Source organism: bacterium, from assembly GCA_021372515.1.
In the GTDB taxonomy this organism is placed as follows: domain Bacteria; phylum Gemmatimonadota; class Glassbacteria; order GWA2-58-10; family GWA2-58-10; genus JAJFUG01.
This window is the reverse complement of record JAJFUG010000045.1, coordinates 58,316-82,400: the sequence shown is the minus strand read 5'-3', so window position 1 is coordinate 82,400 and position 24,085 is coordinate 58,316. Positions and strand designations below refer to the sequence as shown.

The 24,085-nt window shown below is 62.5% G+C and carries 14 protein-coding genes; 12 read left to right on the top strand and 2 right to left on the bottom strand.

The genetic code is table 11. The features are described 5' to 3' along the window. Positions 1-210 precede the first annotated feature (210 nt). The 4 genes from LLH00_04565 (at position 211) to LLH00_04550 (ending at position 4,710) form a co-directional block, all read left to right on the top strand. Entirely contained in the window at positions 211-1,197 is a 987-nt protein-coding gene (locus LLH00_04565; protein ID MCE5270537.1) for a substrate-binding domain-containing protein, read from the top strand. A gap of 129 nt (positions 1,198-1,326) precedes the next feature. Next, the gene (locus LLH00_04560) at positions 1,327-3,105 is read left to right on the top strand and encodes a glycoside hydrolase family 127 protein (GenBank protein MCE5270536.1); all 1,779 of its coding nucleotides are present in this window, start codon (positions 1,327-1,329) and stop codon (positions 3,103-3,105) included. Positions 3,106-3,159: 54 nt separating this feature from the next. After that, on the top strand, positions 3,160-3,798 hold the full coding sequence (locus LLH00_04555; protein MCE5270535.1) for a class I SAM-dependent methyltransferase: 639 nt from the start codon (positions 3,160-3,162) through the stop codon (positions 3,796-3,798). A gap of 69 nt (positions 3,799-3,867) precedes the next feature. Further along, complete coding sequence (locus LLH00_04550) at positions 3,868-4,710, top strand: class I SAM-dependent methyltransferase (protein MCE5270534.1); 843 nt, start codon at positions 3,868-3,870, stop codon at positions 4,708-4,710. 253 nt (positions 4,711-4,963) lie between these two features. Here the strand turns inward: LLH00_04550 and LLH00_04545 are convergent, their stop codons facing one another. Both LLH00_04545 and LLH00_04540 read right to left on the bottom strand, forming a co-directional pair. Then, a complete protein-coding gene (locus tag LLH00_04545; GenBank protein ID MCE5270533.1) occupies positions 4,964-6,736 on the bottom strand; it encodes a fucose isomerase in 1,773 nt (590 codons plus the stop codon). Positions 6,737-6,784: 48 nt separating this feature from the next. Then, the gene (locus LLH00_04540; protein ID MCE5270532.1) at positions 6,785-7,978 is read right to left on the bottom strand and encodes a DUF2961 domain-containing protein; all 1,194 of its coding nucleotides are present in this window, start codon (positions 7,976-7,978) and stop codon (positions 6,785-6,787) included. 404 nt (positions 7,979-8,382) lie between these two features. Here LLH00_04540 and LLH00_04535 point away from each other — a divergent pair, with 404 nt between their 5' ends. The 8 genes from LLH00_04535 (at position 8,383) to LLH00_04500 (ending at position 24,070) form a co-directional block, all read left to right on the top strand. Continuing rightward, positions 8,383-13,428 (top strand): PAS domain S-box protein, encoded by a 5,046-nt coding sequence (locus tag LLH00_04535; GenBank protein MCE5270531.1) that lies wholly within the window; start codon positions 8,383-8,385, stop codon positions 13,426-13,428. Continuing rightward, complete coding sequence (locus LLH00_04530; GenBank protein ID MCE5270530.1) at positions 13,409-14,860, top strand: sigma-54 dependent transcriptional regulator; 1,452 nt, start codon at positions 13,409-13,411, stop codon at positions 14,858-14,860. Before LLH00_04535 ends, LLH00_04530 begins: the two co-directional genes overlap by 20 nt. Positions 14,861-15,117: 257 nt before the next feature. Next, entirely contained in the window at positions 15,118-16,686 is a 1,569-nt protein-coding gene (locus LLH00_04525) for a response regulator (protein ID MCE5270529.1), read from the top strand. Positions 16,687-16,777: 91 nt separating this feature from the next. After that, on the top strand, positions 16,778-17,293 hold the full coding sequence (locus LLH00_04520; GenBank protein ID MCE5270528.1) for a chemotaxis protein CheW: 516 nt from the start codon (positions 16,778-16,780) through the stop codon (positions 17,291-17,293). Between the two features lie 105 nt (positions 17,294-17,398). After that, positions 17,399-19,885 (top strand): methyl-accepting chemotaxis protein, encoded by a 2,487-nt coding sequence (locus tag LLH00_04515; GenBank protein ID MCE5270527.1) that lies wholly within the window; start codon positions 17,399-17,401, stop codon positions 19,883-19,885. A 421-nt stretch (positions 19,886-20,306) separates the two neighbouring features. Next, positions 20,307-20,795, top strand: a complete 489-nt coding sequence (locus tag LLH00_04510) for a hypothetical protein (protein ID MCE5270526.1) — start codon at positions 20,307-20,309, stop codon at positions 20,793-20,795. 62 nt (positions 20,796-20,857) lie between these two features. After that, a complete protein-coding gene (locus tag LLH00_04505; GenBank protein MCE5270525.1) occupies positions 20,858-23,014 on the top strand; it encodes a methyl-accepting chemotaxis protein in 2,157 nt (718 codons plus the stop codon). 147 nt (positions 23,015-23,161) lie between these two features. Then, positions 23,162-24,070 (top strand): hypothetical protein, encoded by a 909-nt coding sequence (locus LLH00_04500; GenBank protein ID MCE5270524.1) that lies wholly within the window; start codon positions 23,162-23,164, stop codon positions 24,068-24,070. Positions 24,071-24,085: the final 15 nt, after the last annotated feature.

Here is a 24,085-nt window from a genome sequence, read left to right as displayed (position 1 = left end):
CGGGACCAGCCTGCGCGGCGGCCGCGGCGGAGTGGGCCTCACCCTGCTGGGCATCCTGACTATCGGCTACCTCGAAAAAATACTGAGCATCAACGCGGTGGGCGAGGAGAGCCGCCTGATGCTGACCGGCCTGATAATAATAGTGGCGGTCCTGTTCCAGAAACGGCAGGCCTGACCATCCGTCCTCCACTTACCGGGAGAGCCACAGCCATGCAGAACAACCGTCCGAACCGCGCCCTGCTCTTTGCCGCCCTTGCCCTCGCCCTGGCCGCCCTGGCCTGCGGCGGCGGCGCCAAGACCGAATCCGCATCCGAGGGCTCGGCCGCGCAATCCGGCAAGGCCAAATGGATTATCGGGATGAGCCAGTGCAACCTGGGTGAGCCCTGGCGCGTGCAGATGAACGCCGACATCCGGAAGGCCGCCGAGGCGCACCCCGAGGTGGAGGTGATCTTCAAGGACGCCCAGAACGACAACCTGCGCCAGAGGTCCCACGTGGAGGAGTTCGTGCGCACGGGGGTGAACCTGATCATCATCTCGCCCAAGGAGGCCGCGCCCCTGACCGAGCCGGTGGCGGACGCCTACAAGAAAGGCATCCCGGTGATCGTGCTCGACCGCCGCGTCCTGGGTGAGGACTACACCTGTTTCATCGGGGCGGACAACAAGATGATCGGCAAGGCGGCCGGCCAGTGGATCGTGACTAAACTGGGTGGCAAGGGCAAGGTGGTGGAGCTCAAGGGCCTGATGACCTCCACTCCCGGCCAGGACCGTCACAGCGGCTTTGTCGAGGGTATCCGAGGCTCGGCCCTGGAGGTGATCTTCGAGGCGGACATGAAATGGCTGGAGCCCAACGCGCGCCAGGAGATGGAGAGCGCCTTGGCCCGTTTCGACAAGATCGACCTGGTCTACGCCCACAACGATCCGGGCGCGCACGGGGCCTACCTGGCCGCCAAGGCCGCTGGACGCGAGAGCCAGATGCTGTTCGTGGGTATCGACGGCCTTCCGCAGGAGGGCCAGGTCTATGTGAAACAGGGCGTGCTTGCTGCCAGCTTCGAGTACCCCACCGGCGGGCAGGAGGCGATAGACAACGCCCTGAAAATCCTGAGCGGCGAGAGCGTGCCCAAGGAGATCACCCTGCGCAGCCGCGTGTTCACCCCGGAGAACGTGGATCAGGGCGGCGAGTGGCTGGGAAATCAGTGAGAGATGCCTCTGCGGTCGTTGGGCTTTTTGTCAATGTAGGGTCGCACTCGCGTGTGCGCCCGGGCGGACACAGGGGTCCGCCTCTACGCTGATACGAATGTACATTGCCAACTCCACGAGGGAGGCCGGATGAAAATTCGCCTGAGCTGGAGTGTGCTGAGCCTTCTGGTGTTCACGGCCACGGTATCGGCCCAGACAGCCTGGACCACCCGCTCCGTGCCGGCCACACTCGACCTGCGCGAGCACGCCGCCGCCTCGATCAATTTCCTCACCCGCGCACCCGATTCGGCCCAGGGCATGCTGCCCTATTTCTGGACCTTCATCGGGCCGGACTGCACCGAGCTGCGCCACAACCACTGGGACTATTCCGAGAACCCGGGCCGCAACCTCTACGGCCTGATCGCCGCGCGCCAGATCACCGGCAGCCTGGAGGGTCTCGAGGCCCAGCGCGCTTACCAGAAACTTATCTACCACTCGATCTCACCCGAGTACGGCCTATCCTCCCGCCCGGCCTACAGCCCGTTCATGCGCGGCGAGGGCCGCGCCGAGGTGAACCTCTGGGACAACCGCAGCGTGTTCATGGGCCTTCTGAGCCTGTACATGCTGTACGGTGAGCCGGAGGTGAAAGACCGTCTGGAGGCCATGCTGGACGGCCTGGAGAAGCTGGCCGTGCGCCAGGGCAAGTATGTCTGGTTCGAGAACGAGGCCTACTACCCGGGCCATGTGGTCGACCCATCGCGCCCGCCGCGGGTGAGCCAGAACTCCGGCGGCTGGATCACCCCGCTGGTCAAGTACTGGCAGGTGACCGGCAGCGAGCGCGCCCGCGCGTTGGCCGCGGGTCTGGCCAATTTCATTGTCGACTACCAGCACACTTCGCTGAGCGGGAAAAAGAAACTCGGCATCGCCAATGTCCACGGGGCGCTGTTCGCCGTGGCCGGGGTGATCCGCGAAGCCCTGGCCGGGGGCGACCCGGAGCACATTCTCTGGGCGCGCCGGATGGTGGACTACGCCTCGGAGCACCTGGCCAGCCGTTTCGGCTGGGTGATGGAGATGGAGGGGCGTGAATGGATGAAGCCCGAGGACACCAACTCCTGCGAGACCTGCGCCGTGGTTGACATGCTCCAGTGCTACCTGTTGCTGGCCGGGGCCGGGTACCCGGAATACTGGGACCGTGCCGAGCGCTATCTGCGCAACTATTTCACCGCCGGGCAGATGATAGACACCGGCTGGATGCACGCCTGCTCGCCCTGCCCGGACAACGTGGCCTCCTCCTGGACGGATGTCCCCTCGCGGGTGCGCGGCTGCTTTGTGGGCTGGGGCGCGCCCAACGACCTCGTTGACGACCACGCGCGGGTCAAAAACGCGATCCAGAACTGCTGCGCCCCGCACGGGGCCTGGGGCCTGTTCCTGGCCTGGCGCCGGATCGTGACGGTCAGCGGCGACACGGTGCGGGTGAATCTGGCCCTCAACAAGGAGACCGCCGCCTGCCGGGTGGAGAGCAGCCTTCCGTACCAAGGCAAAGTCGAGGCCGTGCTCTACCGGGATGCCGTGGTGCTGCTGCGCGCCCCCGGTTGGGTGGACCGCGCCGCGGTGCGCTGCCGGGTGGACGGCCGCGAGGTGGAACCTGTCTGGAACGGAACCTATGTACAGTTCTCAGGGGCTAAAACCGGCCAGCGCCTGAGCCTGGAATACCCGCAGAGCACCGAGACCCGCGTCGAGAAGCTGGACGGCCGCGAGTACAAGGTCCGCTGGCGCGGCGACACGGTGGTGGCCCTCGACCCGCCGGGCGCGCATGTGCCGATCCTGGAGCGGCCCTGGTTCGAGAAGGACGAGGTCCCGCAGCGGCAGGAACCCCAGTTCCAGTTCCGCGAGGAGATCGACCGCGCGCTGAACGAGATAGACTGGTAGAACCGGGCCCGGCGTGCTATCTTTAGAGCGGTTCTTAATTCCGCGCCAGGTAAAGTGACAAGGAAAATCGACGTGGACTACACCAACCCCCCGGAATGGCTGGTCAAGGTGGAGCGGGTGGTGAACAACCGCCTGTGGAGCCTTTCCTACGGTAGCTATGTGCGCTCGCTCAGGCTCAAGGGAAGCGAGCGGGTGCTCGATTTCGGCAGCGGCAGCGGCGCGGCGGCCGTTCACCTGGCGCGCGCGTTGAGCGCGGGCGGTGGACGGCTCACCTGCCTGGACATCTCCGAGAAATGGTTAGAGTGCGCCCGGGCCGAGCTGGCCGCGTTCGGCAATGTGGATTTCGTGCTGGGCGACATTTTCAGCGCCGCCCTGGAGAGCGGGGTGTATGACGTGGTGTTCGTGCATTTCGTGCTGCACGACATCGCCCCGGACTCGCGCGCGGAGGTGGTCAAGGCCCTGGCCGCGCGGCTCAAGCCCAACGGGCAGATCTACCTGCGCGAGCCGCTCAAGATGGGGTTCGGCCTGCAGCCCGAGGAGGTCCGCCTTCACATGCAGGCCGCAGGCCTGGGCCAGGAGAGTTTCCGCCTGGAGAAAGTGTTCCTCAAGGATAGTTTCCGGGCCGTGTACGCGCGTCAGAAAACCCTCCAGGAGCAGATGGAGGAGTTCGCGCAGGGAGGGATGAGGCCGTAAAGATTGTAGAGGGGTGATACGGACTCTTCCGTTGGATTGCTTCTCACCTCGTCGTAGGTATCCCTAAAAATGACAGACCGTCAAGCCAGCCGCACCGCCGTGGGCGTCGCCTACCTGCGCGCCGCCCACCAGATATTCGACGCCTGCCCGCTGATCCTGGACGACCCGCTGGCCTTGCGCCTGCTGGGCGAGGGGACCGAAAGTAAGATACGCTCGACGCCCGAGCGTTTCCAAACCCCCGAGAACATAGCCCTGCGCTCGCACGTGGTGCTGCGCTCGCGTTTCGCCGAGGACTGCCTGCAGGAGTCGGTGGCACGGGGTGTGACCCGTTACGTGCTCCTCGGCGCCGGGTTCGACACGTTCGCCCTGCGGCAGCCCGAGTGGGCGAAGGGGCTGCAAATCCTGGAGGTCGACCATGCCGGCACCCAGGCCGAGAAACGCGCCCACCTCGACGCCGCCGGGCTTGCGATCCCCCCGAACGTTTCTTTCATCCAGATTGATTTCGCGCACGAGTCTCTGCTGGAGGGTCTGCGCCGTCAGGGGGTCCAGCCCGATGCACCGGCCTTTTTCTCCTGGCTTGGCGTGTGCATGTACCTGGAGCGGGCCGCGATAGAATCCACCCTGCGCTCTGTGGCCGCGTTCCCGCCGGGCAGCCGGATAGTGCTCACTTTCCTGCCGCCCGAGGCCAGAGCACAGCTGTCTTTCTCGCAGTTGGGCGTGCACGTGGCGGGCCTGGGCGAGCCGTTTGTCAGTTTTTTCACCAGAGATGAGATGCAAGCGCTGCTGGAGGGGGCCGGTTTCAGCCGGGTGGAGTTCCTGACCCCGGAGGCCGCCCGCGAGCGCTACTACGACTGCCGCCCGGCGGACCTTCCCCCGCCCGCGCGCAGCGGGATCGTGAGCGCGATACGGTAGGGGAAGTAATCACAACGCATTGGCACAACAAGCGCCGGGGCGCAACCATCACACCCCGGCGCTTCCGTTTGCTGCAATGTTATGGCTGCCTTGGCTTTAGTCCCCTCTCGAGAGGGGCGCCCGCGCCGCAGGCGCGGGCGGGGTGTGTAAAGCCTGCGGGCGGGATATATCCCGCCCCTACGACAGCGCCGGTGGGCGCTGCACAGGCCATCCACCGTCTTTCCCTCTTTGGGCAACGGGGGAAACCTCCAGCCTACTTCTCGAACGGCCCCTCCACGGGCAGGCCCTTAGCCGCCTTGTGGCTCAGGCTGGCCTCAGCGGAAAAGTCGCCGCAGAGGAACACTTTCATTCCCAGGGCGCGCGCCATGGCCGCCTTGGCAATGGCGATGGAGTTGGCGCTCTCCGGGTCGGGGGCGTAGCTCACGGTTATGTGGTTGCTGCGGTGACGGGCCATGAGCTGGTCGCGGCTGACTCCGTACAGCAGGGCGTGCATCAGCGGCCACTGCTCGGTGGTGGCGTCCCAGCGGCGGCGGCTCTCGGCCTCGGGCAGCTCCAGCGCGGCCCCGCGTCCCACATCCAGGCAGAACCGTCCGCCGTCCACGTACACCCGGCTCCAGACCAGCTCGCCCGGACGGGCCGTGCACTTGGTGCAGATTCCGCCCTCGACGAAGAACTCATAGGCCTGGCGCGTGGCCTCCATATCAGCCCAGCCTCGCTCGGCGTGGCCGGCCGGGGTGTTGCCGCTCAGCTCGAAGGCCCAGAGGAACGCTTCAACTTTCAGCTTGCCCTTGCCCGTGAACTTCGCCTGGCCCTTGTAGGTCTCGCCCCAGCGGACATCGTGCTGCGTGGTCTCCCAGAGCCGTGGGGGCAGGCCGCTGGCGCGGTAGATGAACTTGCTCAGGGTCTGGTCCACGGCGCAGCCCATGTCGGCCTCGTTGGCGCACATGATCGGCTCGCCGGGCATGACCGTGGCGCCGCGGTACTCGACGGGCGGACGGTCGGAGCTGTTGAGCATGGCCTCGGCCAGGTCGCTGGCCGCGGTCAGGCGGGCCAGGCCCAGCTGGTAGGGGATGCCCAGGCCGTCCAGGCGTTCCTCGGCCAGGTGACGGGCCATGGCGGCGTACATCCGTCCGCTCTCCACCACCGCCGACTCGGTGATCTCGCGGAACGGGTCGGAGCCGATCGTGAGCTTGAACCCGCGGTCCACCAGCCACTTGATATAGCCCAGGGCCTCGCGGCGCGGGATGTCCTGCATGCGGGCGTAAAGGTCGCTCTGGTTCAGGCGGCGCAATTGGATGCCCAGGCCGAGCATGTCGTGCTCATCGAACGCGGCGTTGATCATGCCCATGCAGAGCGGGTCGTAGAGGCCGATGATCCGGGGGCGGGCCCGGAAATCCCCGGCCGCGGCCTCGCCGAACCTGACCGCCGGAAGCAGAGCCTTATCCGCCTCGCCGAACTCGCGCGCGTGCGACATGTCGTGCGTGATCGCACCCTTGGCCAGCCATTCCTTGAGCTTTTTCACACTTTCCTTGTCCTTGAACTCCTCACTGCTCCAGAGCAGGCTGTGGCCTTTCTGGTCGCGGGCCCAGGCGTGCTTGGTCAGGCAGGCGGCCAGGCCCAGCGCGCCGACCAGCCCCGGCCACTGGCCGTCGAAATTCGAGGCGACCAGGATCGGCCCGCGGTGCTCCCAGAGGTTGTAGGCCACGTGGTTGGAGTACTGCCAGACCGCCTCGGCCACCACCAGCGGGGTGTCCTTGGGAATGCGGGCGAAGATGTCGCGGCCCTGGGCCTGGGTCTCGATGAAACAGTGGCCCAGCTCCGGGTCCACCTCGGGGTGGGCGCGCAGCAGCTTCCAGCCCTGTTTCTCGAACGCGGCGCGGAGCTGCCTCTCGCACTCTAACTGAGCTTTCTGGCAGGAAAGGTTGGCTGTGCGGCGACGGTCGCCGTTGGCCACGAGGATCGCCTCTTTCGGCCCCGGTTTCAGCATCTCCGGGCCGGAGAACACGGCTTTGTCCCACTTCAGCATCGGACTGCCCCCTGTAAAGGTTGCCTTGTCAGTCGGGAACGGGTCGGGTTATTTTTTTTCCTCATCACCCCAGAGTTGCTGGCCGTTGCCCAGGCTCTTGCGCCAGGCATCGCGCCAGCGAAGTATCTCCACACCGGTCGGCACGGGCATGGGCTTGCGCGAGGTCCGGTCGCCGATGGCAGGGAACGGCTTGTGCGGCTCGCTCTGGTACCAGTAGGCCACCGTGGCCAGCTCCAGGGTCAGGGTGTTGTCGTGGCCGTGCTCTATGGTGGCGCGCAGCGATTTGCTGAAGCGCACCGGGTCCTGGATGTGGAAACGGTAGCAGTGGCTGCGCCCCAGCCAGTCGGTCTCGTTGTTGATCCGGGCCAGGCCGTAGTAGGGGTGGTTGTAGAGTTCCTTGGGGCACCAGCTCATGTTGAAATAGTCCTCGGTCCCGGTGCCCTGAAGGCTGGCGGGCCACTTTTCGCCGTCGATGAAGAACATGTCGTCACCCTCGCCGTACCACATCGGCTGGGGGCTGGTCACATAGTAGTTGACCCCCACATACTGGCCGCTTCCGGTGGTCTCCATGAACACGTAGTTGCTGTCGCCGGTCGTGTTGTGCCCCTGCGGCCAGAGTACATCCCACTCGTTCTCGCCCTTGGGGTCGGCCGGGGTGATGCGGTGGTTCCACCAGGCGTGGAAGCGCCCCAGGTCGGCTTCCAGCTTGGGGTGGACCTCGTAGTCCACGTAGTAGTAGAAAGCCTGGACATCCGTGTCCGAGTCGTTCTGCAGGGTGATCCGGGCGCCAGCGGCAAACGGCATCGGGAAATAGCAGACCATGGCCCGTCCGCCGCCCGGCCCGGCGGAGAGGTAGGGGGTGACATAGTTGTAGAACTCGCCCCAGCCCTGGCCGAAGAAATCGCCCAGAGGGGCCTGGACGCTGGGCTCGGTCTCGCCGTCCCAGTACATCCTGAGGATCAGGTTGCGCCGCGACAGCGGGTCATCGTGGTTCACCGTGACCCAGATGTGGGTGATGATCCCGGCGCCCTTGACATTGAACAGTTCGGCGGTGGTCCCGGCCGGGATTTTCAGGAAATCGTTATTGCCGCCGTTGCGGTCGTAGCTCGAGACCCGTTTGCTTTTCACGTCGTTCTTGATCCGGGCCAGGTCTTTCAGGTCGCCGAAGCTTTGGGCGGCGAGGACGGCGGCGGCGATCAGGCTGAGGACGAGGCTGAGAATCAGGGCGCGAGCGATCCGCATCGTTTTCTCCCGGTCTGGGGTTGGGACGGTTGACAGGCTGCGGCGGAGTGCGCTGTAAAGATAGCGTCCCGAACCCGTTCGGTCAACGCCCGGTACTTGGAAGTGTGCCGGGTGGGTCACCGGAGAAGCCCGCCCGTTTGCCGGAGGTACTTGTCTTTATTGTATAATTTCTATAAGCTTAACAAGATCGAGCCTTGAAATGCGCGATTGCGGGTCAGGTAAAATCCTGATGGCCTTGGTGTTATAAACATGGCCTTTCTCGGTGGCACGTTGTATCCCGTATCATCCAAAACCGGTTTCACTGTCGTGCTGAGTACAAGATGGAAAAAAAGAGTTCAAAGACAGGCGAAAAGAGCAGGAGCGGGCGGAAGATAAAAGAGGCCGGGGCTGAGGTATGCCAGGCTGTGTCGCTGGATGCGCCCGGCAGCGACCTGTCGGTGCTGTTCCAGGTCGGCAGCCTGGTGATGCTGATCATCGACCCGGCGGACGGCCGGATCGTGGATGCCAACGAGGAGGCCCTGCGTTTCTACGGTTACAGCCGCGAGCGGATGCTCGAGCTGACAATCGGCGCAATCAACGGCAAGCCGGAAGAGCGGCTGTGGGAGGACATGCGCAAGGCCGGAAGCGAGGGCGGGCGCTTTATCTGCCGGCACCGTCTGGCGGACGGGTCGCTGCGGGACGTGGAGGTGGTGAGCGCCCCCCTGCACGGCGAGGGCCGTCCCCTGCTGTACTCGGTGATCCTGGATATAACCGCCAGCAAAAGGGCCGAACGGGAGCTGGAGGAATCGGACAACCTCTATCGCACCCTGTTCGAAAACGCCGGGGATGCGATTCTGATCCATGATCTGGGGGGCCGTTTCCTGGAGTGCAACCACCTGGCCCATGAGCGTCTGGGTTATACCCGCGAGGAACTGCTCGGACTTTCCCCGCTCGACCTCGACACCGCCCGGAACGCCGCTCTTTTCCCCGAGCGTCAGAAAGAGCTTGTGGCAAAGGGACGCCTGCTGGTCGAAACCGAGCACCGGCGCAAGGATGGGTCGATCATGGCGGTGGAACTCAGCAGCGTGATCATCCGCTTCCACGAGCAGCCCGCGGTGCTGACCATCGCCCGCGACATCACCCGGCACAGGGAAAGCATAAACAACCTCGAGCAGCAGGCCGATTTCTCTCAGCGCCTGATCGACACGATCCCCAGCCCGGTATTCTACAAGGATATCCACGGGTGCTACCAGGGCTGCAACCGCGCCTTCGAGGAATTTGTCGGGATCAAGCGCGACCAGCTGATCGGCCGGACGGTGTTCCAGACCTTCTTCGATGAGCACGCCCGTCACCACCATAGCTTCGACCAGATGCTGCTGAAGAACCCGGGAACCCAGACTTACGAGTCGGTGGTCCGGGCTGCGGACGGCCAGGAGCATCAGGTGGTTTTCCACAAGGCCACCTATTACGACTCAGAGGGGCGGGTCGCGGGGATGGTGGGAGTGTTCACCGACATGACCGAGAGGATTCGTTTCGAGGAGGTGCTGCGCCGCTCGGAGGAAAAATACCGCCAGTTGGTGGAAAACATCAGCGAAACCCTGTTCACTCTTGACGCCCAGGGACTGATCGAATATGTCAGCCCGGCGATCAAGCTCATCCTAGGGTTCGAGCCGGAAAGCCTTCTCGGGCGGATGTACGAGGATGTCATCTGGCCGGATGACAGGCAGCGGGCGGAAGCATTTGTCCAGGTGCTGCTTTCGGGTAAAGAGGATATCACCGAGATACGGCTCCTCACCAGGGAGGGACGCTCGCACTGGGTGCGGGCGGCCTGCCGCCCGTTCTACGATGAAAACAAAGTCCCGCAGGGGATTCAGGGTGTCCTGACCGACATAGACGAGCGCAAGAGGGCCGAGGAGGCGCTCCGCGAAAGCGAGGTTTTCATCCGCTCCACGGTCGACTCGCTTTCGGCCCACATCGCGATAGTGGAGGCCTCCGGCCGGATCATGTATGTGAACCGGGCCTGGAAAGAGTTTGCCACGGCCAACGGGGGCGACCGGGGCGAGCATGTGGGGATGAACTACCTCGAAATTTGCGACCGGGTGCACGGTGGATCCGAAAGGGAGGCCCGCCTGGCGGCCGGGGGCATTCGGGACGTGCTGGCCGGTAAAAAGGACAAATTCGAGCTGGAGTACTCCTGCCATTCGCCGGAGCGCGAACGCTGGTTCAACCTGCGGGTCACCCGTTTTACGGGGGGTATACCGGCCCGCGCGGTCGTGGCGCATGAGGATATCACCGAGCGGGTGTTGTCGCAGCAGGCCCTGCGTCGCTCGGAGGAGACCTACCGCGACCTGGTGGAGAACATCAGCGATGTCATATACTCCATGGATACAGACAGGAAAATAAGCTACATCAGCCCGGCCATCGAGCGGATCACCGGCTACACGCCGGAGGAACTGGTGGGAGGCGGGATCGACAGGTTCGTTTTCCCCGAGGACATGCCGCAACTGGAGCAGAGGATCGAACTGCTGTTGCGGGATGATGCCGAACCGGCCGAGTACCGGATTCGGACCCGCGCCGGAGGGACACGCTGGATACGCGCGGTCAGCACCCGGGTGGTGCAGAACGGCCAGGTGGTCGGACTGCGCGGACGGCTCACCGATATAACCGAGCGCAAACGCGCCGAGGAAGCGATCCAGACCCTGGTGGAAAGCTCGGTGGGCACGATCGGCCAGGAGTTTTTCGACCGGATAGTGGGCACGCTCTGCCGCTGGCTGGGGGCGGATGTGGGAGTGATCGGCGAGCTGGTCGGCCCCTCCCGTCTGCACCCGCTTTCGATGATGGTCGACGGCGGCTATGTCCAGGTGGACGACTACGACCTCGCCGGCACCCCCTGCGAGAAAGTCTACGCCGGAGGATTCAAATATTATCGGGAAAAGATCACCGAGCTGTTCCCCCGGAACGAGGAGCTGCGCCGTCTGGGCGCCGAGGGCTATATCGGCATCCCGCTGACTGCCAAGGATGGGAGGCCGATCGGCATCATCAACGCGGTGTTCAGGCGGGTGACCAACCTGCCCCGCCGGGCGCAGGATGTGCTTTCGATAATCGCGGCGCGCGCCTCGGCGGAACTGGAGCACAAGAAGCTCAAGGAGCTTCTCTCGGTCGAATCACGGCTCAATTCCTCTTTCGCCGAGTTGTCCTCGCGGCTGATCCAGAACTCGTCCCTGGAAAGCATCTCCGCCACCGTGCTCGATTATGTCCGGGGCCTGACCGGCAGCCCGGCTGGCTTCGCCGGGTTCATCGACGCGCGCAGCGGGAGCCTGAACATACCAGCCGCCACCAACGATATAGTCAAACTGGAGCCGGGCCTTTCCAAGTCAATCGAGATAAAGGAATTCACCGGTCCCTGGGGCCCGTGCCTCAGAGACTGCAATCCGGTGATCGCCAACAGCGCCGAATCGTTTGCCGGTTACGGGACCGTTCCGGAGGACCATATCGACATCGGCCGCTTCATCGCAGTGCCGGCCCTGATCGACGGGGAGCCGGTGGGGGTGATAGCCGCCGCCAACGCGAAGGAGGACTACACCCAGGAGCACCGGGTGATCCTGGAACGGGTGGCGACCCTGTACGCCCTGGCGATCAAACGGCGCCGCGCCGAGGAGCAGGTGCGGAAGCTGTCCGTGGCCGTGGAGCAGAGCCCCACCTCGATCGTGATTACCGACAGCACGGGCGCAATCGAGTATGTCAACCCCAAATTCAGCCAACTCACCGGCTACTCGTTCGATGAAGCCCTGGGCCAGAACCCGCGGATACTGAAAACCAGCGGCACTCCGGCCGAAACGCACCGCGTTCTCTGGGAAACGATCATGGCCGGCAGGGAATGGAAAGGCGAGTTCCTCAACCGGAAGAAAAACGGCGAGCTGTTCTGGGAGATGGCCTCGATCGCTCCGGTGAAGAATGAAAACGGCGAGATCACGCATTTCATCGGGGTGAAAAAGGACATCACCGACCTGAAACAGGCCGAGGAAAAGCTGCAGAAAGCGCACGACGAACTCGAGGAAAGAGTTCAGGAGCGCACCCGCGAGCTGATTCAGGCCAACGTGGAGCTGAAAAAGGAGGTCAACGAACGTCAGCGGGCCGAAGTGGCGCTCAAGCTCGAACGCAGCAAGCTGGAAATGATGTTGAGCCAGAAAAGCCTGCTGGCCGAGATCGCCTCGCGGCTCAATTCTGCGGAGTCGTTTTCCGAGGTCACCGGGTTCCTGCTGGATGACATCCGGCAGACCATGCATCTCGACAGCGCCTGCCTGTTCCGCTTCGGCGAGAACCAGTCGGCGGTCTCCCTGCTCAGCGCAGGCGCCGGTCCAACCGGGAATGAAACTGTGGTCTGCCCCGGCACTCTGGCCTTGAACGAGGACAATACTCCCGGTCTCCTCGTCACGGTGCTGAAAAACGAGGTGTATTTCATCCATAACGTGACTGAGGCCGTGGGCAAGGAGCGGGAATATTTCGAAAAAAGAGGGATACAGGCCCTGCTGGCCTGTCCCCTGGCCCTGGCCGGGCAGGTGAAGGGCTTGCTGCTGTTTGTCCACCACAAGCTGCATTTCTGGGTCCCGGAGGAAATAAACCTCTTCACCACTATCGCCGACATGGTGGTGGGCGCCTGGGAGCGCAATCTCCAGGTGCACGAGCTGATTGAGGCCGAAAGGAAGCGCACCGAGGCCACCCGCCTGGCCGAGCAGTCCTCGCGCCTGGCCTCGATCGGAGTGATGGCTGGGGGAATAACCCACGAGATCAACCAGCCGCTCAACGCGATCAAGCTGACCGCCGACAGCGTGGTGCTCTGGATCCAGCGCAACCCGGTCGAGATACCGGGCAAGATGGTGGAGAAATTCAAGAAAGTCTCGGAACACGTGAGCCGGATCGATGAGATCATCAAGCACATGCGCCAGTTCTGGGTCGCCCCGACCCAGTCGCCCCCCGGAGTGTTCGATCTGCACGACACCGTGTGCAGCGCGCTGGACCTGATCGAGAACCAGATCGGCTCCCACGGCATCCATCTCGAAACGGTGTACTGCCGGGAACCTCTCAAGGTGCAGGGCGCCCGGATCAATCTGGAACAGATCGTGATCAACCTGGTGGTCAATGCCATGCAGGCCCTGGACGAAACGTCGCGAAACGATAAATTCATTCTGGTCAAGACAGTCCGGGTCGGAGACAAGGTCAGGATCGAGGTCCGGGACAACGGACCGGGTTTCCCGGCCGAGATGGCCGACCGGCTTTTCGACCCCTTCTATTCGACCAAGAAACCCGGACAGGGCACCGGGCTTGGGCTGGCCATTGTCAAGCGTTTCGTGGATGAGATGAGAGGACGGGTGGAGGCGGCTCCGGTCCCGGAGGGAGGCGCTGTTTTTTCGGTCATGTTGCCGTTGCTAACGGAAAGGAACCTGAGGACGGATGCGAATTCTTCTCGTTGACGACGACCCGCACGGGCGGGAACTGCTGGCGGACTACCTGACCGACCAGCTCTATCACGATGTGACCCAGTGCGGGAACGGGATCGAGGCGCTTGCGACGTTCAAGGCGCAGCCTTTCCCTCTGGTGATTTCCGATATCCGCATGCCCGGCATGGATGGGCTGGAGCTGCTCCAGCACCTGAAAAGCCTGCCGCTGGGCGACAAGACCGACCTGCTGTTCATCACCGGGCACGGCGACATGAGCACCGCGGTCCAGGCCTTGCGCGGCGGGGCCTGCGACTATCTGCTCAAGCCGGTCAACCTGGAGGAATTAGAGCTGATTGTCTCCCGGATCGCCGACAACCGGGCCATGCGCGAGGAGAACCGCGAGCTGACCACCCGGTTCCGGGAGAAAGTGGACGAGGCCACCCGAGAAACCCGCGACCGCCTGGCCGACCTGCAGAAAGCTTTCGCCCAGGTGGTGGGAGTAGGAAAGGTGGGCGTGTTCTCCGACAAGATGCAGGAGATCGTCGCTCTGGCCGAGAGGTTCCATGAGGACCGCTCCGTGCCGGTGCTGATCGAGGGTGAGACCGGCACCGGCAAGGAGGTGGTGGCCCGCCTGGTGCACTACGGGCACGCCGCGGTCAGCCCGGAGCCGTTCATCCCGATCAACTGTTCGGCCATTTCCCCCACGCTGTTCGAGAGCGAGCTGTTCGGCTACGAGGGCGGCGCGTTCTCCGGGGCCAGAAAGACAGGCCAGCCCGGCAAGTTCGAGCTGGCCTCGGGCGGGACCCTGTTTCTGGACGAAATCGGCGACATGCCCCTCGACCTTCAGCCCAAGCTGCTGCGCGCCCTCCAGGAGCGGGAGTTCTTCCGGGTGGGCGGGATCAAGCGCATCGCCGTGTCGGTGCGGATTGTCTGCGCCACCAACCAGGACCTGGCCGGACAGGTGCGGGAGGGCAAGTTCCGCCGCGACCTCTATTATCGTCTCAACACCGGACGGATCCGTATACCCCCGCTGCGCGAGCGTCAGGATGAGGCGCTGCAACTGGCCCGGATGTTCCTCGAGCAGTTCGCCGCGCAGAGAAAGAAAGCCTTCCACGCCTTTTCGCCCCAGGCCGAAAGGATACTGCTGGATTATCCCTGGCCCGGCAATGTCCGCGAGCTGCAGAATGCCATCGAGCGGGTCACGCTGCTGCACGACGCCACGGAGGTGTCGCCCGAGCATCTGGCTTTCCTGGCCACAGAGGAGCGTTTCGACCTGCCCGCCCCCGATGGCGGCGCCGATCCGGCCGAGGGACTGCTGGTCCGGTTCCCCGCCGGGGGCCTCGACCTGCGTCAGGTCGAGGAGCGCGTGATCCGGCGTGTCCTGGACATGTTCGAGGGCAACAAGAGCCGGGCGGCCGCCTACCTGAACGTCAACCGCAACACCCTGCACAACCGACTTAAATAGACCTTCCCCTCTGCTCCCCAAACAGTGCTGTGCATTTCAGCAGTGCTTAAAAATTAGGCGCTGTAATATTTGGCGCCTTGTCTCCCCGCTGTGTTTTCCCTCTTGGAGTGATTGTTGTAACTCGTTGTAATTCAAGGAAAAAGCGAATCTGATTTCCGTCGCCTCCCATTGGCACCGTTCTTGTATTAACACCAGTCAAGAGTTTTTGACAATCGAGCAATACATACGAGCCGGGAGACACGGAGGTGGTAACAGCAATGAACAAAGCACTCAACATAATGCTGGTGGATGACGATAAGGGCAGCCTCGAGGCCCTGGCAGACGCCCTGACAATCAGCGGGTTCGAGGTCTCGCCGTTCTCGAATCCGGTCACGGCCATCGAGAATTATTCCTCCGAGCGTTTCGATGTCGTGGTGACCGACATCAACATGCCGGAGGTCTCGGGTATCGAGGTGCTGGAACAGATACGACTGAAAAACCCCAAGGCCTGCGTCATAATCCTGACCGGGTTCGCCGACATCGAAAACGCCATCGCGGCCAACAACCAGGGGGCTTACGGTTTCTTCCGCAAGCCGCTCGATATTATCCGCTTTCTGGAAACCCTCGAGAAAATTGATCGTGAGCAACGGCAGAAGAAAACCGACGCGCTGGAGGCCAGCCGTTTCCAGGAGATGGAGACCGATCTGGACATGACCTACCGTGAGCTTCAGCACTACGTGGTGCTGCTCGACCAGCTGCAGTGGGTCAGCCGCAAGATTTACGGCGCCGGCGGCCTGCGGGAAATCCTGAGCGAACTCGCTGGCAGCGCCGCGCACCTGATAAACGCCGATGCCAGTTTCATCGCCTTCAAGGACGGCATGGACAGTTGCTGTTACGGTTACACGCGTTCCGACTGCCAGATCACCGATTACTTCCACGGCGGGCTGCCCGAACGCGAGCCGTTCCTTACCTGGCTCAATGAGAAAGGGTATCACCTCGAGAATTCTCCGGACGCCTCTCTGAGGGGCAAGCTGCGCGAACTCGGAGTCGAGGTCGCCAACTGCATCCGCCTGCCGCTGATCAGCCATGACCGGGTGATCGGCGCGCTGGTGGCGGTCAACAAGCCGGGCGGGTTCAACTCCACCGACAAGTTCCTGGTCGACTCGCTCGCCAATTCCGCTGTCACCGCGATAACCAACTTCAGGTTGATCTCCGACCTCGAGATGCTGTTCGAAAAGACGCTGATCGTGCTGTCGCACGCGATCGAGGCCCGGGACAACTATACCGGCGGACACACCAACCGGGTCAACGCCTTTGCCATGACCCTGGGCCGCCGTCTCGGACTGAGCGAACCCGAGCTGAAAGACCTGCATATCGGCACCCTGCTCCACGACATCGGCAAGATCGGCATCCCGGACGCGGTGCTGAACAAACCCGGCCGCCTGAACGACCGGGAGTTCGAGTTGATGAAGAGCCACGTGCTGATCGGGGAGCAGATGGTGAAAGACATCCCACAACTGGCCGGGGTCCTGCCCGCGATCCGCAATCACCACGAGCGCTACGACGGCCGGGGGTACCCGGACGGCTTGCGCGGAGAGGGCATCCCGATCGCGGGTCGCATCATCGCCGTGGCGGACAGTTTCGACGCCATGACCAGCACCCGGGCCTATCGCGAAGCGCTTTCCGTGGAGTTCGCTCTTGCCGAACTGCAGACCTGCTCCGGTTCACAGTTCGATCCCAGGATAGCGAAAACTTTTATCGAGTTGCACGAGGAAGGGGCTTTCGGTCCGGCCAACATAGGACTGAAAGCGGTTGCCGGCAACCGGAACGAAAGGATGAGAGCCTGATCAACTGAATTTGCATCAAGCATTCGAGCAATGTCGTGAAGTCAAACTTGAATCTGTCCTGGAGGGACGGATGCAGATTACGGGAGCAGCGATGGAAACCAGATGGCGCAGGGATAGCGCGAGCGAAGCCGGGGAAAAATATCTCACTTTCCGGCTTGCGGATGAAGAGTTCGGAGTGGATATCCAGAAAGTCAGGGAAATAATCGGGATGATCGGCATCACACGGATCCCCAGGGCGCCGCAGCATATCAGCGGGGTGATCAACCTTCGCGGCAGCGTGATCCCGGTGCTGGACCTGCGCGAGAGGCTGGGGATGGAGCGGCGCGAAAAGACGCGTACAAGCTGTATCATGGTGGCCAACTTGAGGCTGCGCGACAGATACCTGAACGTGGGAGTCGTGGTCGACAGTGTTTCGGAAGTGCTGGACTTACGTCCGGATGAAATCGAGTCGGCCCCGTCTTTCGCTCCGGATGTGGAGTCTGGAATGATCGAGGGGATCGGCAAAAAAGGGGAGAGGGTGATTATGCTGTTGAACCTGAATGCGGTGGCCACGGAGGAGGACTTGAAATTCACGCTCGGCCAGAATTCGAAGGGCAGGGAGAAATAGACTGTCGGTGCGGAACGGCGGCGCTTGCGCCGCAAACAGCGATTCTGATTCTGAAATCCAGGCCATGACCCGAAAGCGGGTCGATTCTCAAGGGGAGAACGGAAAATGAAAATGACGCTCAAAACCAGGATCAGCGCGGGGTTCGCCTCCCTGATCGCCATCACGCTCGTCCTCGGTTCCGTGACTATCTGGAACATGAGCAAAGTGATGAGTGAGTCCAAGAAGCTTGACAGCGAGTACATGCCGCAAGTGGATGTCTCGAACGACATAGAACGCTCCAACCTGTTGACCATGTACAACATGCGCGGCTACGGCTTTACCGGTGACGCCGAGTTGCTGCGGCTGGGACGGGAGAATCTCGACGAAGTGCGTAAGAGCATCCAGACCGCCCGCGACCTGGCAGCCAAGTCCAGTCATCTATCCGAGCTGAATTCCCAGGCCGATGAAATGGAGAAACTGGTCGAGCGTTACAGTTCACTGGTGGATCAGACAGTAGTCGTGAACGATGCCGACGCCACCGCCCGGAATAACTTGAACGCAGCAGCGGCCGATTTCATCCGCGAGGCCACTTCGTATGTCGAGAGCCAGAAAGCCGATGCGCTCAAGGAAATCGGTTCCTCCAAAATGGGTGAGCGGCTGAAGAAGATCAATCAGGCCAACGATGTGATCAGCCTGGCCAACGCCTCCCGGGTGCTGGTCTGGAAAGCCCAGGCCCTCCGTCAGCCCGAGCTGATGGAGCAGTCGTTGCCCAATTTCCAGAAAATCAACGAACTGCTGGAACAGATCCGTCCCCTGACCCACAAGGAGGTCAACCTCCGTCAGCTCGATGTGATCACCGCGGCGGCTGAGAGTTATAAGAAAGCCACCCAGACCCTGATCGACGACAATGTCAAGCTGGGGCAGCTTCGACAGGAGCGTGAGAAAGCGGCTGCGGAGCTGATGACCCTGTCCGAGGCGAGTTCGACCAAGGGCATCGAAGCGGCGCGCAAGATCAGCGGCGACACCCGCATGGCCCTGTCCAGCACCTCCTGGATGACAATCGCCGGTTCGGTGATCGCCATGGTCCTGGGCGTGATCCTCGCTCTCTGGCTCACCGGGATGATAACCCGGCCCATTATCCGTATCACCGAGATCGCCCGCGGTCTGGCCAAGGGCGACCTGAAGCAGAACATAGAGATCCGTCGCGAGGACGAGGTGGGCATGCTGGCCGATTCTTTCCGTGAGGTGGTGGGCGCCCTGGATCAAGTCAACCGTGACCTGGCGCACCTGACCCAGGCCGCCCTGGACGGCCGTCTGGACGAGCGGGCCGCGCTGGAACGCCACAACGGCAGCTTCGGCGACCTGGTCAAGGGGCTGAACGAGCTGCTGGGCGCCGTGGCCTCGCCGATCAACGAAACCTCCAACGTGCTGGAAAAGGCCGCCGACAAGGATCTGACCGCCAGGGTCAAGGGTGATTACCGCGGACAGTTCGCCGACCAGCGCGACAATGTCAACCGGACCCTCGAATCCCTGGACGATGCGCTGACCCTGGTCTCGACCTCCGTGTCCGAGGTGGCCACCTCGGTGGATCAGCTCAAGACCGCCTCTGAGCAGGTGAACTCGGCCAGCAGCCAGATTTCCGCGGGCAGCCAGTCCCTGGCCGAGGGGGCCAACGAGCAGGCCAGCTCCCTGGAGGAGATTTCCGCCAGCCTGGAAGAGGTCGCCTCGATGACCAAGCAGAACGCTGACAACGCCAATCAGGCCAAGGTTCTGTCCCTGGCGGCGCGTGAGAGCGCGGACAAGGGCACACAGTCGATGCACCGCATGAGTGATGCGGTCAACAAGATCAAGGATTCCTCGGACAAGACGGCGCGTATCGTGAAGACTATCGACGAGATCGCGTTCCAGACCAACCTTCGGGCCCTGAACGCGGCGGTCGAGGCGGCCCGGGCCGGCGAGGCGGGCAAGGGCTTCGCCGTGGTGGCCGAGGAAGTGCGCAACCTGGCGCAGCGCAGCGCCCAGGCCGCCAAGGAGACGGCCCAGATGATCGAGGACTCGGTGCAGAACGCCGAGGGCGGTGTGCAGATCACGGCCGAGGTGGCCTCCGCCCTGGAGGAGATCGCCGAGGGCAACCGCAAGGTGAGCGACCTGGTCAGTGAGATCGCGGCCGCGGCCCGTGAGCAGTCCACCGGGATCGACCAGGTCAACACCGGCGTCTCCCAGCTCGATCAGGTGACCCAGCGCAACGCCTCCAGCGCCGAGGAATCGGCCAGCGCGTCCGAGGAACTGAACGGTCAGGCTGAGAACATGAACGCCCAGTCGAACGAACTGCGTTCTCTGGCCGATAACCTCAACCGTAAGGTGGCGGAGTTCAGGCTGACCCATCAGGCCGAGAGCGCCCCGGCGGTCAGGCCGCAGGCGAGCCTCCCGCCGGCCCGGCGCACCGGTTCCGATTCCGGCGCGCGGGAGCGCCTGTCCGGGAGCAACCTCGCGAGCCGGAGCGTGTTCTCGAAAGGCAACCGGGTCAACAACGGCGGCTCAGGGGCGCCGCGTAACGGAAAGAGCCCGAAGTCTCTGATCCCGCTGGATGACGAGGATTTCAAGGACTTCTGAGTTGTAGTGCCGGAGAGGGTCTCACAGGGAAGTGAGACCCTCTTTGTTATTTCCAGTTGTACGAGTTGATACTTCGGTTTATTTTACATACCACTTTCTATTTCCAACCGTCTTTCCAAATCCTCAGCCGCGGGTTCAGGGGCAAAGAATGAGATATCCGTTAGTGTTGGCAGGATTATTGTGTCTTTTTTCGTCGTCTGCCGGGATCTGTCAGAACGAGGCTGATTCAGCGCAGAATGAAAAGGGATCGAAAACACAGCTAAACGTATCGACCGCCGTGATGAGCCGGTATATCTGGCGGGGGCTCCGACTTACCGACGGTCCGGTGTTTCAGCCGTCGGTGAATCTGTCCAAAAGAGGTTTATCATGCAATGTCTGGTTTAACATGGACTTGTGTGATGCCAACGAGGATCGGTGCAAGGTGAACGAAGTGGATTATACACTTTCATACGACTTTTCCATCAAACCCTTGAGCTGTACTGTTGGAGGAATGCACTACACATACCCGAAAACTGGTGAAATCTCGTCCACGGAACTTTTTCTCGCGGTCGGGCTGGATGCATTCATGCAGCCGACAGTGAGCATTAACCAGGACATTGATGAAGCCAAAGGCTCCTATGTCTCTTTCAGCCTGGGGAATGAATTGCCGGTCGATTTCCTCAAGACTCAAATAGAATATTCCGCCACTGTCGGCTGGGGCTCCTCCAACCATAACGGGTACTATTATGAAGTGGAGAAGAACGCATTCGCCGATGCGGGCTTCTCGCTCGAAATACCGTTCACGCTGCGCCAATGGCTGACTGTCACTCCGGTATTTTCCTGGTCCAGCTTGATTGACGGGCAAGTGCGCAAGTCTCAGTCGTTTGATGATCACCTGTTTTTCGGCGCCACTCTATCGTGCGATCTGTGATATTGCCCATCTCATCGTGAAGACAGATTTGGATGCTTGGCGATGCTTGGAGGGAATTAGAAATGTACATTTTCAAACGCCGGATTACGATAAAGAGCATCGATAAGAAAATAGCGTTGATCTTCATCTGCCTGTGGCTGGCCGGATCGAGTCTGCTGGTCTTGCTTTCCTATCAGTCGATGAAGAAAGAGCTGATGTCGGATATCCGCACGCGCGTTCGGGATTATGTCGCCCTCGGCGTGCTGAGCCTTCCGACCGAAAAGCACGCCCTGTTGCAGCGGAAGGAGGACGAGGGGGGTGAGGCGTACCAGCAGGTGGTCGCCGCTCTCCGGCGGATACGTGGTTTCTGTACGGATATCCGCTTCGTCTACACGATACGCAGGAACGAGAAAGGACAGGCCAGCTTTGTGGCGGATGCCGAGGAAAACGCCGATCAAGTGTCACATCTGGGCGATGTCTACGAGGATGCTCCGCCTCTGTTGCAGCAGTCGCTGGGCGGTCTGACCTCGGCGGTGGTCGAAAATGATTTTTATACGGACGAGTGGGGGACTTTTCTCAGCGCCTATGCACCCATCCTTACCGCCGACGGCAGGCAGGATGGTCTGCTGGGTATCGACATCTCTCTGGAAAATGTCCAGAAAGCTTTGCGCGGGCTGCTTTGGCGGGACATCCTGCTGCTTGTCATCACCACAGTCCCGGTGATTCTGGTGGTTATCCTCGTGTCGCGCCGGATTTCCAATCCGATAACCGTTATCAGCAAAGGGCTCAGTAGACTCGCCGAGGGTGACCTCAATCAGGAGATCGATATTCATCGCGAGGATGAAGTCGGGATGCTGGCGGATTCGCTGCGCGAGGTGATTCGGGCCATAAAGCAGGTCAGCGCCGACCTGGGCCGTCTTACCGACGCGGCTCTTAACGGACGACTGCAGGAACGGGCCGACGTTTCCAGCCACAACGGCAGCTACGCCGAGCTGGTCAAGGGGCTGAACGATTTGCTGGTCGCGGTCTCGGCGCCGATCAACGAAACCTCGAGCGTGCTGGAGAAAGCCGCGGCCAAGGACCTGACCCCCCGGGTCGGGGGCGATTACCACGGGCAGTTCGCCGACCTGCGCGACAATGTCAACCGGACCCTCGAATCCCTTAGCAGGGCCCTGAGCCTGGTTTCGGGTACTGTCAGGGAGGTCGTCGATTCGGTTGACAACCTGAAAACGGTCTCCGATCAGGTGAATTCGGCCAGCGGGCAGATTTCGTCCGGCAGCCAAGCCCTGGCCGCGGGGGCCAACGAGCAGGCCAGCTCTCTGGAGGAAATCTCGGCCAGCCTGGAGCAGATTGCCGCGATGACCAGGCAGAACGCCGACAACGCCAACCAGGCGAAAAGCCTGACGATGTCCGCGCGCGCGAGCGCCGACAAGGGCGCCCTCTCCATGCAGCGCATGCGCGAGGCGATCATGAAGATCAAGGACTCCTCCGACCGTACGGCGCGGATCGTGAAGACCATCGACGAGATCGCGTTCCAGACCAACCTCCTGGCCCTGAACGCCGCGGTCGAGGCGGCGCGGGCCGGCGAGGCGGGCAAGGGATTCGCGGTGGTGGCCGAGGAGGTGCGCTCCCTGGCGCAGCGCAGCGCCCAGGCGGCCAAAGACACGTCCGCGCTGATCGAGGAATCCGTGCACAACGCCGAGGGCGGTGTGGAGATCACCGCCGAGGTGGCCGCCTCCCTGGAGGAAATCGCCGAGGGCACCCGCCGGGTGAACGACCTGGTCAGCGAGATCGCGGCCGCGGCTCTTGAGCAGTCCACCGGGATCGAGCAGGTGAACACCGGGGTGTCGCAGCTCGACCGGGTGACCCAGCAGAACGCCTCCGGCGCCGAGGAGTCGGCCAGCTCGGCCGAGGAGCTGAACGCCCAGGCCGGCAACATGAACGCCCAGTCGGATGAACTGGCCTCCCTGGCCGAGGGGCTCACCCGGATGGTGACCGAGTTCAGCCTCAGCCAGGGGGCCGCCTCGCCGGCGGCGCCCTCCAGGCCGGACCGGCTCGTGAAGAAACCGGACAACCGTCCCGCCGTTCAGAGCCGGGGGCCTTTGGAGGTCAAACGTCCCTCGCCGGGCCGTCCGGACAAGGGGCCCGGCGCCAAGCCGGAGGAGGGGACCAGAAGTGGGGAGAAAAAAGCGCCCCGACGGATCATTCCGAGGGATGACAAGGATATCATCGGGTTCTGATCCCGGCTGGGTTGTCGTACAGGGTGGGTGGGCCCCCGCAGGCCACCCACCATTTTTTTTCGCTCGACGCCACCGTTGACAGGACAGGGAAATGGTGCTTTAATATAGAAGTACGTTAGAAAAGCATTTTCAGCCCAAGGAGGAGCGATGCGATCGACGCTGTTCGGCCAGTTCCTGCTCGAAAGGAACATCATCGACGCCGATCAGTTGAAAGAGGCCCTGGAATACCAGGTGCGCAACAACCGTTTACTGGGAAAACTGGCTCTGGACAAGGGTTTTCTCTCCGAGGCGGATGTCCGCCGCGTCATAGAGCGTCAGTGGACCGAGGACAAGGAATTCGGCACGCTGTCCGTGGAGTTGGGAATTCTCACTCCCGAGCAGCGCGATGAGCTCCTGCGCGAGCAGAAAAGCCATCATATCCCCCTGGGCGAGGCCTTGATCGCTCTGGGCACGCTCAGCCGCGAAACCCTGCTCCAGAGCCTCGATGAGTACTCGGCCAGCCGAGATGAGGCCATAGAACTCGGCAACTGTGATTACTGCAATGCCGAGAGCAGCCACGAACTGTGCTTTTTCAGCCTACTGGGCAAGCTCCTGCCCCGGGTCACCGGGGGGCGGTTCATTCCGGGCGGGTTCTATCCCACGATCTCGATCAACCGGTTTGATGTGGCGATCAGCCAGCGCGTGCGCGGCCAGCTCGACCTGGAGGCGGTCCTGTTGCTCCCGGAGGCCCTGCTCGAAAGCATGGCCCTGGCCTCGCTCAACGGCGGCGGCGGCTCGGCGCAGATCGACGGCCGCAAGCCCAACCGCTTCGAGCGCACGGTCAAGGGCATCCTGGCCCTGGTGGTGCGGAATTTCATCTGTCAGCAGGAGATTCTGGGCCGGCATTGCTCGGCGAGTTCCGGTCCGCGGCGGATCAGCGAGAACACGTTCCGCGCGCACCGAAGCCGGGCGCGCAAGGTCAATTGCGTCGAGGTGATCCTGATCAGCCCGCCGGCCCCGGCCGGGGATTTTCTGCAATTCAATATCTGCCTGCTCGATTACCGGGACAAGGACTGAGCCGCTCCAGCACCG